This is a genomic window from Gammaproteobacteria bacterium (assembly GCA_028819075.1).
Taxonomy (GTDB): domain Bacteria; phylum Gemmatimonadota; class Gemmatimonadetes; order Longimicrobiales; family Gaopeijiaceae; genus BD2-11.
This window is the reverse complement of the sequence record JAPPMM010000002.1, coordinates 66,230-79,391: the sequence shown is the minus strand read 5'-3', so window position 1 is coordinate 79,391 and position 13,162 is coordinate 66,230. Positions and strand designations below refer to the sequence as shown.

Sequence of the window (13,162 nt, the reverse complement as noted above, 5' to 3'; positions counted from 1 at the left end):
CCCGGGCGCCCGCCCGCTTTTCGCCCGGAGGTTGATGCATGCGGTATTCCCGTCCCGTCCGTAACTTCGCCGCTTTCGTCTGCCTGACCCTCGCGACCGCCTGCGCGCCACAGGGCGTGATGGAGCAGGCAGCGATGGAGGGCGGCGAGGTCCCGCTCCCCGTGACCGGCCGCTCGGTGGTCAACACCGAGATGGGGATCGTCGCGACCAACAACCCGCTGGCGTCGTCGGTGGGCGTGCAGATCCTCGAGCAGGGCGGAAACGCCATCGACGCGGCCATCGCGGCCAACTCGGCGCTCGCGCTCATGGATCCCACGTCGAACGGAATCGGCGGCGACCTGTTCGCCATCATCTACCTGGCCGAGACCGAGGAGATCTTCGGGCTGAACGCCAGCGGCTGGTCGCCCGCGGCCCTCGACGCCCAGTACCTGAAGGAACTGGGGCACGAGAGCATGCCCCGCCGCGGCATCCACTCGGTCACCGTGCCGGGGGTGATCGCCGGCTGGGACGCCATGCGCGAGCGCTTCGGCAACCTCGACTTCGGCACCATCCTGGCGCCGGCCATCTGGTACGCCGAGAGCGGCTTTCCCATCCACGAGGTCACCGGGCGCATGTGGGCGGGGTCGGTCGACATGCACCAGCAGCACCCCAACAGCGCCCATACCTACCTGGTAGACGGCGAGCGGGCGCCCAAGGTGGGCGAAGTGTTCAAGAACCCCGACTTCGCCAACACCCTGCGGCGCATCGTCGCTGATGGCCGCGACGGCTACTACAAGGGCCCCACCGCCGAGGCGATCATCGCCATCTCCGACGAGTTCGACGGCACCATGACGCTGGATGACCTGGCGGAGTACGAGCCCGAGTGGACGGAGACCATCTCCACCACCTACCGCGGGTGGACGGTGCACGAGATGCCCCCTAACGGGCAGGGGATCGCCGCCCTCATGATGCTCGACATCATGGAGAATTATCCCCTCGGCGAGTACGGCTTCCACAGCCCCGAGGCCCTGCACGTCATGATCGAGTCCAAAAAGCTGGCCTACGCGGACATGATCACCTACGTCGGCGATCCGCGCTTCAGCAAGGTTCCGGTCGCCGGAATGCTCGACAAGGAGCGGGCCAGGGAGCGCGCCCAACTCATCGACATGAACCGGGCCATGTGCTCGGTCGAGCCGTCACGCTTCGTAGGGCTCGACAACGAGGACGGCGGAGACACGATCTACCTGACCACGATCGACAAGGACGGCAACATCGTCTCCTACATCCAGAGCAACTACTCGGGCTTCGGCTCCGGGCTGGTGCCGCCGGGCACGGGCTTCATGCTCCACAACCGGGGCGCCCTGTTCACGCTGGACGAGAGCCATCCCAACGTGCTCGAAGGGCACAAGCGGCCGCTCAACACCATCATTCCGGGCCTGATGGTCAACAACGAGGGCGGCGAGCGGATCGGCTTCGGCATCATGGGCGGCTTCAACCAGCCGCAGGCGCACGCGCAGTTCATCGCCAACATCGTCGACTACGGGATGAACATTCAGCAGGCGCACGAGGCCGGCCGCTTCACCAAGGGCAGCTTCGACGGCTGCGACGTGAACATGGAGATGATGATCCCGGAGTGGGTGCGCGCGGAGCTGACCGCGCTCGGCCACGAGATCAGCGTGCGGCCTCCGCGGACCGGCGGCTTCGGCTACGGCCAGGCGGTCATGGGCGACGGCACCGGCGTGCACTACGGCGCTTCGGAATCACGCCACGACGGCATGGCCATGCCCCAGGCCGCCCCGGTGTTCGCGAACCGGTAGCCGACCCACCCGGCAAGACAAGGCCGGCTTCCCCGTTCCACCGGGGGAGCCGGCCTTTTGTCTTCTCGCCGTGGATCCGAGCGGATTACCGCCCGCGTTCCGCCGCGTCGGCTACCTGCTGCGGTTGCTGCTGTCGGTGCTCTCGAGGAAGCGGATGGCTTCCTGGTACCCGGGGAAGGAATCCCGGCCCACCCATACCTCGGAGACGAGCGTCTCGTAGGCCTCGGTGGCCCGCTCGAAATCGCCGGTCTCGATGCTCGCGCGCGCTACGCCGATCAGCGAACGAGGCCGCTTCGGCATGCGCAGCAGCGAGGTCTCGAACATGCCGGCGGCGGCCTCATGGTCGCCGAAACCGGTCAGGATCTCGCCGTACAGCTCGTGCACCGGCTTGATCGGGCTCGCCGAACCGCGCGGAGGCGCCATCGCCTCGACGGTCTCGACCGCCTCGTCCATCAGCGCGCGGGCACCGTCCTCGTTGCCACGGTCGGCTTCCAGCAGCGCCGCCACCTGCCTGTATATGATGCCGGCATAGCCGTCCGCGTCGGCGTCGTCGCTGAGCGCCTCCACCGCGGCCTCCAGCGCTGTGCGATCACCCGTGCGGGCCGCGCTCAGCCCGGTCGCCAGCAGCTCGTTGCCGTTCGACTCGTCGGTGATGGGAAGAATCGCCCACTCCTCGGTGTCTACGATGTAGCGGGTCTTCAGCAGAGACACGGCGCCGCGGGGACGGGCCTGTCCGGTCTCCTCCGAGGGACCGCCCTCTCCGAACTCGAGGAAGGTGCCCGAGGCCATCTTCTCGATGCGCTCGATCCAGAGGCGCGCCTTGTCGTAGTCGCCCAGCTGCAGGTCGCCGTACTGGCCCCAGTCCAGCGCGTGGGTCGCGTCGCCCATGGACTCGCCCGGCTGCCACAGCTCGCGGGCGGCGTCGTAGGCGGACTGGTTGTGTCCGGAGACGTAGTCCCACATCCCGTGCTGGATGAAGATGTGCGTCGGCATGTGTCGCGCATGCGACACCGCGGCCGCGATTTCCGCGAAGCGGTGGGCAGCCTCCAGCGCCAACGGAGCGTGGAGTGGGTCATCAAAGGAGTGGATGATGTAGTGAACCGCCCCAGGATGATCGTTGTTGTCCTTGAACAGCTTCAGCGCGATGGTGCCCGCGCGCACGTTCAGACGTCCGCTGAGGTCGCGGGTCGCCCCCACGGCGCTCAGCATGGAGAGGGCGTAGAAAGCGGCAACTTCGGGATCGTCCGGATAGTCGTCGTAGAGTTTCGCCATCGCTTCCATGTAGCCGATCCTGCGCTCGACATGCTCGCCCTCGCCCCAGAGGATCTCCACCGCGTTCAGGAAGCCCTTCTCACGATCGGTGGGTGCCTTGGCGAGGCGCTCGGCGCGGGTGGGTGCCAGGCGCTCAAGTGCCTTGCGCGGCTCGGTGGCATCCATCTGCGAGTTGAGCGGATGGTTGTAGGCGAGCGATTCGCCCCAGTACGCCATGGCGAAGTCGGGATCGAGTTCCTGAGCTGCGTGGAACTGCTCTCTCGCCTGGAGCCAGCCGAAGCTGTGCAGGATCGCCACGCCTCGCAGGAAGTGATCCTGGACCTCACCGCTCGCGGATGTGGGGAAGTTGATGACGCCCACACCCTCGAACTGGGCGCGAGCCTGACCTGCCGCCAGGGCGAGCATACAGACGGTCAACACTACGTTCCGTACCAGCTTCATCGGGTTCCTCCTCCTGTGATGACTCTCCCCGGCCCGTTACCGCCCTGCTACCCGGGGGCGTGATTCAGTATAATGGGTTGGACTCGTCTTCACACGCAAAAAAGGAGGCTGCGCCGTGACCGCATCTCTCGCCGGGAGCGTCGCCATCGTTACCGGGGCATCGAGCGGGATCGGTCGGGCCACCGCGGTCGCGCTGGCCGGGGCGGGAGCCGCGGTGGTGGTGGCGGCGCGGCGCGCCGGCCGCCTGGACGAGGTGGTGGCGGGGATCCGCCGGGACGGGGGCCGCGCGCTGGCCGTGGCCACGGACGTGGCCGACCGTGAGGCCGTGTTCGCGCTGGCGGAGCGCGCGGCGGCGGAGTTCGGTCCGGCGGGCATCCTGGTGAACAACGCCGGCATCATGCCCACCTCGCCGCTGCGGGACCTCCACCTGGACGACTGGCTGCGCATGGTGGACGTAAACGTGAAGGGCGTGCTGCACTGCATCGCCGCCGCGCTTCCGGCCATGCTGGAGCGCCGCCGGGGTCACATCGTGAACGTGGGCTCGGTGGCGGGGCGGCGCCCCTTCCCGGGAGGCACCGTGTACGCGGCCACCAAGTTCGCCGTGCGCTGCATGTCGGCCGGAATGCAGCTGGAACTCTCGGCCGCGCACGGCATCCGGGTCACCGACATCCAGCCCGGCGTGGTCGCCACCGAGCTGATCGAGCGCATCCCGGACCCGGAGATCCGGGAGGGGTTCATCGAGCGCTGGCAGGACAAGAAGCCCATGGACCCCGAGGACGTGGCCGCGGCCATCCTCTACGTGGTCACGGCTCCGGCGCACGTCAACATCAACGAGATCCTGATGCGCCCGACCGACCAGCCGACCTGACCGCGCCGGCGGCGGAGCGAGGCCCACGGCCTCCGCGGACGGAAAGAGGCCCCGACTTCAGGAGGAGGCCCCGGACTGCAAAGATGCCCCCGCTACAGGAATAAGATCGCGAACGAGACCACGAACTGGTTCTTGATGTCTTCCAGTATCTCGTAGCGCACCTCGATCACCGTGTTTTCCGAGCGCATTCCCCCGACGGCGTTGAACCCACGGGTCTGCGTCGGATCCTCAAACGGATTCGCCCTGATGCTCTGCAGGTGCCAGCCCCCGCCGACGTAGCGAAAGAAGGGGATGGGCAGTAACGGGAGCGAAACGAGGGCGTTGACGTTCGTCTCCCAGTACCGGCACTGGTTGCAGTTGGGAAAGAACCAGTCGGCGGAGGCCGCCAGCCGGACCGGGAAGGCCGGCGCCCCGATCTCCACCCGGGGCCCCACGCCGATGGTTCCGCCCAGGACGTCGTTGGCGAAGGAAAGCTGTCCGCCGGCACGCAACTGGGCCGATGCCGGAGCGGGCGCGGAAGCCGCAGCCGCGACCCCGGCCAAAGCCAGGGCCGCGGCGACAACGGTCCGCCGGACCCACCCGGCCAGGCCGTAATCCGCGGACGCCGCCATCATCCTCCACCCGCCATCATGCCGCCCGGCAGGGTGACTTCGCGGGCCGCCCCGTAGTGGATGCCGTTAAACAGGAACGGGAAGGTCCCGTGCGACTGGGCGCGGAAGGTGATCTTGGGACCGAACAGGAAAAGCTGTCCCTCGCCCAACCGCGCATCGGCGATCGAGACGCCGTCCTGAAGGTGATGCTGGCCCCAGGCCCATCCGCTGCGCAGCGGCGCATCGGTGTCGAACCACCCCACCGGGGTGACTCCCGCCGCCGCGCCCTGCAGGCCGAACACGGGGCTCCGACTGAAGAGCACGTTGGCCCGCTCGCCGACGCCCGCGGCCAGCGGATGGGCGCCGTCCACGCGCAGGTCGAGCACCGAGCCGGGCACGTAATACTCCTCCGAGGCCAGCGGCTGGCCGTCGGCCCCCACCAGGTAGTCGCGCACGGGCAGGCCCGCGTGGTACGCCAGCGCGGTCGAGCTGCCGATGGCCACCACCGTCCCCCCGGCGCGGATGAATTCGAGCACGGCCGGTGCCGTGGTCGCCGAGGTGAAGGCGCCGATGCGGCCCCGGAATTCGTCCGGAACGGTGGCCGCGAACTCGGGCAGCATGGTCCTGCCGGCATCCCGGCCGGGCATCGGGACCGCGCCGTCCTCGAGCACCAGCACGTCGAACCTGTCGATCAGGTTGCCCTGGTCGAGGTCGGGCGGGAAGACCACATCGAAGTCGAACTCGAAGTCCTCGAGGATCATGCGCGTCCAGCCCGACGGCATCGATCCGCCGTACACGTCGCCGAGCGCGATCCGCGGCGCGGTGAGCTCGAAGGCGCGGCCCGAGGGTGCGGACTCCAGGCCAACGAAGTCGATGCCCAGCTCCGCCGCCATGGCCGCGACCGACGCCTCGTCCGCTCCCGCCCCGGACAGGAAGAAGGTTCCCGCCGGGTGCTCCGATCCGCCCGCCTGGAAGTCGTCGCGCAGCCAGTGCACGCTCCCGCCCGCCGCCAGCACGCGGTTGACCGCGACGAAGGCGTCGTTGGCGTCGTGGCCCACCAGGTAGCCGGCGGCACCGGCCGCTCCGGCGACCGTGCCCGAGGGAGGTTCGGCCAGCCACTCGATCTGCTCGAAGGGGCCGTCGAAGCCATCGAGGATGCGGTCGAACTCGACACCCATCTGGTAGGCGAGGGTCCACCCCGCGTTGTCGTAGGGCGCGGTCGGGGGCGCGCCCGGGTAGGCGAAGTCGTTGGGGTGGTTCTGCGGCTCGAACATGTCGAGCACGTGGGGGCGGAACGCCTGGGCGGCCAGCACCACGTAGGAGTCGGCGGGATAGCTCGTTCCCCCCACCTCGAAGTCGGCAGTCGCGCGATGCACCTGCACCCCGCCCTTCAGCAGCGCGTTCACGAACTTGGTGGCCGTCGGGAAGTCCGGCTGGTCGGAGGGCAGGATGAAGCCGCGCGGATCGCGGTCGGCGGGATCCCTCAACAGCCGCTCGTAGTCGGCTAGCGAGCCAAAGCCCGTGACCGTCTCCCCGGCCTCGTCGATCTCGAAGGGCAGCACCGTCCAGTGGTCGCGGCTGCCGCGCTCGATGGAGTTGGTGCCCATCCGCCAGATGTTGAAGAGCAGGTGGTCCTTGTTGCGCGAGGCGAAGTCGAGCACCGCGAGATTGGCGGTCATCGAGTAGTCGACCGACTGGCGGAAGTGCCACAGGCCGGGCTCCACCGGCAGCGGCAGGTCGCCGTGGGGAAGCTGCCGCCGGGGGATGAAGGGAATCGCAATCGGCGTCGGGTTGCCGATGGTCTCGGTCAGCAGCCCGATCTGGTTCTTGAAGTACGGCGTAGTGCGCAGGCCGCCGTTCCACCAGGTCGAGTAGCTCGCCCCGCTGCGCATCGTCGTGCCCCCCTTCCCTTCCAGCACGAAGCGCTGGTGCATCGCCGAGCCGACCTGGTCGAGGCCGGTGAGGATGAGCGGATCCAGGTAGTGGTTGGGCGGATCGCGGAAGGGCGGCGCGAACATGACCGTCCCCAGCGGACCGGTCTGGTGGTGGTTGTAGACGATGTGCGGGAACCACTCGCGCGCGATGATGCGGTTGATGTTGGTGCTCTCGGCGAGTGCCGACATGTAGAAGTCGCGGTTGTTGTCGTGGCCCGCGTACTTGTTGTAGAGCACCGGGGCGCCGCCGGTGCTGCGCTCCTCGGGCGTCTCGATGCGCATGTACCAGTCGGCGAGCAGATCGTGGCCGTCCGGGTTGGCGTGCGCGACCAGCACGATCACGTCGTCCAAGATGCGCATGGTCTCCTCGTCGGTGGCGCTCACCAGGTGGTAGACCAGCTCCATCAACTGCTGCGCACCGAGCACTTCGGAGGCGTGCAGGCCGCCGTCGATCCAGATCACGGCCCTGCCCTCGGCCGCCATGGCCCGCGCATCGGCGTCCGAAACCCCCTCCGCCTGCGCCATCCGCTCCGCGATCTCCTTGTAGCGGGCCAGATTGGCGTGGTTGGCCGGGGAGGTGATGGTCGCCATCAACTGTTCGCGGCCCTCCTCGGTCTGACCGATGGACTCGAGGATCATGCGGTCCGACTCCGAAGCCAGCAGCTCCCAGTACTCGCTCAGGGCCACGTAGTTGGGGAGGACGTAGTCGGCCCCGATCTCGTGCCCGAATTGCTCCACCGGGGAGGTGACCCGGGTGGCGGTGGCCATCTCCCCGCAGGCCCACAGGACGGGCACGAGGACGAGGGTGACGAACGCCGGGAAGGCCCGGGCTCGGGAGAACAATGGATTCCGCTCGGTCATGCGCATGGGAACATCCTCTTCTATGGAAGCGCCAGGGCCAGTTGCCCCTGGCTCAGGTGTGATTCTCGCACTCAGGGTTCTTGCGATCAGGGCAGCTCCATCCTCCAGAACGCGATGCCGCCGGCCTGCTGTCCCACCTCCACATCTCCCACGCGGGAGAAGTCGGAGAGGTCGAACACGTCCACCTTGCCCGGCTCGGCGCCCACCCCCTCGGAACTCACGAAGGCGTAGCGCGAGTCCGGCGACACTTCCACGCCGTGCGTGACCGTGGTCGTGGTGGGCACGCGCGCGAGGCTTTCGCCAGTGCGGAGGTCGAAGAACTCCACCCCCGCCCCCTGCTTGAGCGTCGCGACCAGCAGGCGGCCGTCGGGCGTGATCGCGAGGTTGTAGGGACCGGTGCCGGCCTGCAGCACGCGGGTCAGCTCCCAGCTCTGGCGGTCCAGATGCAGAATGCGGCTGCCGGCGTTGCAGGCGACGTAGAGGCTGAGTCCGTCGGGCGAGGGCTGCACCCAGGTGGGCGAGCATTGAGCGCCCGCCATCGCTCCGGTGCCCATCCCGCTCATGCCGCCCGCCATGCGCGCGCCGCCGCCTTCCGCATCGAGCGGGCCCTCGCGCCCGGGCGCGACCGAAAACCTGCGCGCCACCTCGAAGGTGCGGGTGTCGATCTCGACCACCTGCTCGTCCATCATGCAGTTGGAGTAGAGAAACAGCCCGTCCGGCGCCATGCGCGCGCCGTGCGGCATGGTGCAGGTCTCGATCTGCTCCACCTCGACCAGGTCGGGCGTGTAGACCACCGAGACCGTGGATGGCACGTGCTCGCCGTGCAGGTTGAAGTTGACCACGAAGGCGTAGAGCCCGTCCGGGGTGAGGTCGATGGTCGCCGGGAAGTAGCCCAGCAGGATGGGCTCCGCCACGACCGTGTCCGCGCCCGCCTCGAACTTCCACAGCTTCCCGTCCGGAAAGCCGTGCCCGGTAGTCATGTACAGGTGGCGGCCGTCGGGCGAGATGCGGAGCCCGTGGGGCCCCTCGGTTTCGGTGGGGATCTCGCCCACCATGGTGGTCTGCTCCAGGGTGAGCGCGCCGTCGAAGCGGATGCGGTGGATCAGGTCGGCCGACTCCGCGCCCACGTAGAGCCAGTACACCGCGCCCGGGTCGACCGCGCGCGCCATCGGGCCGCCGCCCGCGTCCGTGCCGGCTCCGGACCCGGAGACGCACCCGGCAGAGAGCAGCAGCAGCGCCGCGGCGCCTGCACGTGGTATCGACAACATCGCTCTCTCCTTGTTGCGGGCCGGCGCCACGCTCGTGTGCAGCGTCAAACGCCCTGCCCCAACGGCCGTCTGCCGGCGCCAACCCCTCACGTTGCCGCCCGGCCCTCGTCCAACTCCCCCAGATTGCGCCTCAGCAGTGCGTCCGGATCCGGGTCCCGCCCCATGAAGGCGCGGAACATCTCGTCCGGTTCGCGGCTGTCCCCCTGCGCCAGGATGGTGCCCATGAAAGCCGCGCCCGTCTCCCGGGAGAGGACCCCTTCCCTGCGGAACCTCCCGAAGGCATCCGCCTCCAGCACCTCGGACCACATGTAGCTGTAGTAGGCCGAGGCGTAGCCACCCGCAAACAGGTGGCTGAAGGTGGTGAGGATGTGGCTCCTGGCGAAGCTCTCTTCCGGAGCGAACGGCCTCATGACCTCTTCCGCGTACGACATCAACTCCCGTGTGCCATCGTACTCCCGATGAAGCCGCAGGTCGAGGGTCGCGAACCCCAACTGCCTCATCTGCGCCTGGCCGCCCATGAAGCGGCGCGCCGCCAGCATGCGCCGGTACAGGTCGTCGGGCAGGGGCTCCCCCGTCTCGTGGTGCCCGGAGAAGATGGACAGCGCCTCGCGCTCCCAGGTCCAGTTTTCCATGATCTGCGAGGGCACTTCCACCCAGTCCCAGGGCACGTGCATCCCCGAGCGGGAAGGCAGCGGCACCCGCGAGGTGCAGTGGTGCAGGAGATGCCCGAACTCGTGAAAGATGGTCTGGACGCTGCGGTGCGTGAGCAGGGCCGGCCTGCCCGGCACGGGCGGGGCGAAGTTGCCGGCCATCATGCCGGTGTGGGGAACGAAGTCCCCGTCCGGCTGCGGACCTCCGGTGGTCAGCGTCGCCATCCACGCCCCCTGGCGCTTGCCGGTGCGCGGGAACCAGTCGGTGTGGAACGACCCAAGGCGGGTGCCGTCCTCCGCGGTGAGGTGATAGGAGCGCACGTCCTCGTGCCATACGTCCCTGGCCGGCACCTCCTCGACCCGCACGCCGAACACCCGCTCCACGATCTCGAACAGGCCGGCGAGGACCCGGTCGAGGGGAAACCAGGGGCGGGTGACCTCGTCGTCGAACCGGAAGCGCTCGCGCCGGAGCGCCTCCGCCACGTATGCCAGGTCCCAGGGCTTCAGCGGCCCGAGCCCCATGCGCGCGGCCTTTTCCCGGATCATCGCCAGATCGCGCTGCCAGTACGGAAGCGTGCGCTCGCGCAGGTCGCTGACGAAGTCGAAGGCGCGGGTTCCGGTGCGCGCCATGGCATCGTCCAGGCGATAGTCGGAGAAGTCCCCGTAGCCGAGCAGGCCCGCGAGTTCGCGTCTCAACTCCAGGATGCGCGCGATGACCGGGCGGTTGTCGAGTTCGCCGTCCCGGCAGCGTCCCACATAGGCCCGGTGGAGTTGCCGGCGCAGCTCGCGGTCGTGGGCGTACTTGAGCACGGGTTCGAAGGACGGGAAATCCAGCGTCAGCAGCCAACCTTCCAGGTCTTCCGTCCGGGCCTTGTGGCGGGCCAGCTCGAGGGCGGTGCCCGGGATCCCGTCGAGTCGCGGGCGCTCGTCCTCGGGGATGTGCAGCCGGAACGCTTCCGTGGCGTCGAGAACGTTTTCCGAGAAGCGCCGCTCCAGCCGCGACAGCTCGACCCGGATCTCCTCGACGCGGACGCGGGCCTCGTCGCCCAGATCGGCGCCGGCGGACCGGAACTGGTGCATCATCCTGTCGAGGTTGCGGCGGCGGAGCGGGCCGAGCGCTTCCGCCTCGGGGGTGCCGGAGAATGCCCGCACCGCCGCCCACAGGCCGCGGTGCAGCGGGAGCCGCGACCAGAAGGCCGCGATCTCGGGCAGCACCGCGTTGTAGGCGTCCCTCAGCTCCGGAGTTTCAGCGACGGCGAGCAGAACCGTGACCGGCGCCAGCTCTTCCTCCACCTGCTGAACGATGTCGTCGAGGCGCTGGATGGTATTGTCGTAGCTCGCGGGCGGCCCGCCGCTCCCGGCGAGGTCGTCGATCTCCGCCTGCGCGCGTTCCAGCACGGCGCGCACCGACGGCGCCAGACCGGACGCCGTGATGCCCGCAAATGTGGGCGGCGACCCGGCAGCTGGCGGCGTGACGGCGTCCGGCATCGTTACCGGCCGGCCCCGGGCTGCCGGTCACCCGTCGGCGAGGGCGCGGATAATCGGCGGGCTCCCACGCCACCGGACTCGGTCTCGCCGCGCGGAAGGTCGGCCACCTCGATGACCTGCCCCTTCCTCCGCCAGCGCGCCAGGGTGTCCTCCTCCGCCTCGAGCCCGAGACCCCACATGGCGTCCCGGATGGCGGTGACCCGGTGGCCGCGCGCCTGGAGGCCGTCGATCGCCTGGGTCACGCACACGTCGCGCGCCACCCCGGCCACGAAGAACTCCACCGGATCGAGCGTGCGCGCGATCGACTCCACGAAGAGGTCGGCCCCCCGATTGCCCTCAAAGACGTCGAAGCGGTCCTTGCGGATGAGCACCGGCCGGGGACGGCGGCGCCAGCGCGCCACCAGCGCGTGCACCTCGACAGGCGTCGCGTGCACCTGCAGCACGAGACAGTCGGAGGAGGCGAGCGAGGGAATGATCTCTGCGCCGAGGCGCTCCGCGGGATCCGTTGACCGACCCATGCAGTGGGGCGGGTAGGTGCCCTTCCCCGGATCCGGGTTCTTCGCATCGATCTCGGCGTCGTCGTAGCCGTGCCAGTCCCCCGTATACACCACCAGGCCGGCGTGGGCATGCATCCATTCGACGGCCTCCATCAGCCGGGGCTCGGCCGTCACCGCTCCGGGATCGCCTTCGTCGAACAGGTCGCGCACGTACAGTCGCCCGTCCGGCTCCATGAAGTCCCGCTGCACATCCACCACCCATCCGATGCGTGTCATTCGGGTCCGCCCCGTGATGAAGGTTACGCCACCCGCTCGAGCGACGGGTTGGGCCGATAGCGCCGTCCCGCCTTGGCGACCGCTTTGCCGCCCACCTTCACGACATCCGCCGTGAAGTTGACCTGGCCCCGGATCAGGGACGAGCCCACCCCAAAGGCGTCCACCGGAACCCCATCCGTGCGGAAGCGGCGGATCCGGGCGCCGTCGAATCCTCCCGAGACGACGATGCGCACATGGCCGAAGCCGCCCTGGTCGAGGGCTTCCCGCACCTTGTGCACGAGCCACCGGTTCACGCCCCGAAGCTCGCTTTCGCGCGCGCCGCCCGCCTCCGCTTCCCGCGCGAGGGACCGGTCGACCATGTTCTCCGCGGTGTCCAGGCGGACGGCGTAGAGCTTCTCGCCCAGCGCGCGGGCCACCTTCAGCGCCGTCCGCACGCAGTCGTTGTCGAAGTCCACCAGCGAAACGACCCGCACGGAATCCGGCACCCGGCGGGCGAGCGCCGCCGTGGCGGCGACCGTGTCCCCCGAGTACGCCGCGATCAGCGAGTGCGGCAGCGTGCCCTCCCCCATGCCGCCCCACCACGCCCCCTGCGCGTCGGTGGAGACGCCGGCCGCCCCGGCCACATGCGCCGCCCAGCCGTCCGCCTTCTGTACCGCCCAGTGGTCGTGGCGCGCGGCGAAGTACAGCACCGGCGCCGGCCAGGCCGCCTCGACCGCCCGACGGGTTCCCGTGGCGACCCGCGTGCCCCGAGCCAGCGCGCCCAGGTAGAGGGTCTCCAGGTGCGCGAAGGCCGGGTAGGGCCCCCGGATGAGCATGACCGTCTCGCCGGGAGCCGCCCGGTCGCCGTCGCCCAGCGACCACACCTCCAGGTCTTCCCACCGGTACCCCTCCGCCAGGCACAGCCTGAGAATCGCCACCGCCTCGTCGGTACCCGCCAACAGAACATCCTTCTTCTGGAAGACCTGCATGGTCACCGAGGGCGCCCGCGCCTCGGCCTCGAGCACCCGGCGGGCCCAGTTGAAGTACTGGTCGGTGTAGTGCCCGGCCCGCATCGCAGCCGCAGGCAGGCCGAAGACCTCGGGAGCCAGCCGTTCCGCCCTGCGGCGCGGCGCGGGGGGGGCTGGGGAATCGGCGGGGACGGGCCCTTTACGGCTCATTCCTGAATCTCGGTCCGGTGCGCGTCAAAGGGAAGGCGGCGCGCGCGGCGCGCGGGGGAGGGTT

Annotated in this window: 9 protein-coding genes; 2 read left to right on the top strand and 7 right to left on the bottom strand. The window is 69.4% G+C overall.

What is annotated here, in order from left to right:
• Positions 1–38 precede the first annotated feature (38 nt).
• Positions 39–1,796 (top strand): gamma-glutamyltransferase, encoded by a 1,758-nt coding sequence (ggt, locus tag OXU32_00350; protein MDE0072421.1) that lies wholly within the window; start codon positions 39–41, stop codon positions 1,794–1,796.
• Positions 1,797–1,907: 111 nt separating this feature from the next.
• Here ggt and OXU32_00345 read toward each other — a convergent pair whose 3' ends face one another.
• Positions 1,908–3,509 carry a hypothetical protein gene (locus OXU32_00345; protein ID MDE0072420.1) on the bottom strand — a complete coding sequence of 534 codons (1,602 nt, stop codon included), beginning with the start codon at positions 3,507–3,509 and terminating at the stop codon, positions 1,908–1,910.
• A 115-nt stretch (positions 3,510–3,624) separates the two neighbouring features.
• On the opposite strand from OXU32_00345, the gene OXU32_00340 reads away from it, so the two are divergent.
• Entirely contained in the window at positions 3,625–4,377 is a 753-nt protein-coding gene (locus OXU32_00340) for an SDR family oxidoreductase (GenBank protein MDE0072419.1), read from the top strand.
• A gap of 92 nt (positions 4,378–4,469) precedes the next feature.
• On the opposite strand, the gene OXU32_00335 is transcribed toward OXU32_00340, so the two are convergent.
• The 6 genes from OXU32_00335 to OXU32_00310 form a co-directional block, all read right to left on the bottom strand.
• Positions 4,470–4,991 (bottom strand): hypothetical protein, encoded by a 522-nt coding sequence (locus OXU32_00335; GenBank protein ID MDE0072418.1) that lies wholly within the window; start codon positions 4,989–4,991, stop codon positions 4,470–4,472.
• A complete protein-coding gene (locus OXU32_00330; GenBank protein MDE0072417.1) occupies positions 4,988–7,768 on the bottom strand; it encodes a M14 family metallopeptidase in 2,781 nt (926 codons plus the stop codon). The genes OXU32_00335 and OXU32_00330 overlap by 4 nt, the downstream gene beginning before the upstream one ends.
• Before the next feature lie 80 nt (positions 7,769–7,848).
• Positions 7,849–9,030 carry a YncE family protein gene (locus OXU32_00325; GenBank protein ID MDE0072416.1) on the bottom strand — a complete coding sequence of 394 codons (1,182 nt, stop codon included), beginning with the start codon at positions 9,028–9,030 and terminating at the stop codon, positions 7,849–7,851.
• 86 nt (positions 9,031–9,116) lie between these two features.
• Positions 9,117–11,168: a M3 family metallopeptidase gene (locus tag OXU32_00320; GenBank protein MDE0072415.1), complete on the bottom strand. Its 2,052-nt coding sequence runs from the start codon at positions 11,166–11,168 to the stop codon at positions 9,117–9,119.
• A 2-nt stretch (positions 11,169–11,170) separates the two neighbouring features.
• Complete coding sequence (locus tag OXU32_00315; GenBank protein ID MDE0072414.1) at positions 11,171–11,941, bottom strand: isochorismatase family protein; 771 nt, start codon at positions 11,939–11,941, stop codon at positions 11,171–11,173.
• A 23-nt stretch (positions 11,942–11,964) separates the two neighbouring features.
• Positions 11,965–13,098: a quinolinate phosphoribosyl transferase gene (locus OXU32_00310; GenBank protein MDE0072413.1), complete on the bottom strand. Its 1,134-nt coding sequence runs from the start codon at positions 13,096–13,098 to the stop codon at positions 11,965–11,967.
• Positions 13,099–13,162: the final 64 nt, after the last annotated feature.

Bases quoted from the DNA above. Each gene is read 5' to 3' on its own strand.
- OXU32_00325 (MDE0072416.1), bottom strand. From the start codon at position 9,030: ATGTTGTCGATACCACGTGCAGGCGCCGCGGCGCTGCTGCTGCTCTCT.
- OXU32_00310 (MDE0072413.1), bottom strand. From the start codon at position 13,098: ATGAGCCGTAAAGGGCCCGTCCCCGCCGATTCCCCAGCCCCCCCCGCG.
- OXU32_00315 (MDE0072414.1), bottom strand. From the start codon at position 11,941: ATGACACGCATCGGATGGGTGGTGGATGTGCAGCGGGACTTCATGGAG.
- ggt (MDE0072421.1), top strand. From the start codon at position 39: ATGCGGTATTCCCGTCCCGTCCGTAACTTCGCCGCTTTCGTCTGCCTG.
- OXU32_00330 (MDE0072417.1), bottom strand. From the start codon at position 7,768: ATGCGCATGACCGAGCGGAATCCATTGTTCTCCCGAGCCCGGGCCTTC.
- OXU32_00320 (MDE0072415.1), bottom strand. From the start codon at position 11,168: ATGCCGGACGCCGTCACGCCGCCAGCTGCCGGGTCGCCGCCCACATTT.
- OXU32_00335 (MDE0072418.1), bottom strand. From the start codon at position 4,991: ATGATGGCGGCGTCCGCGGATTACGGCCTGGCCGGGTGGGTCCGGCGG.
- OXU32_00345 (MDE0072420.1), bottom strand. From the start codon at position 3,509: ATGAAGCTGGTACGGAACGTAGTGTTGACCGTCTGTATGCTCGCCCTG.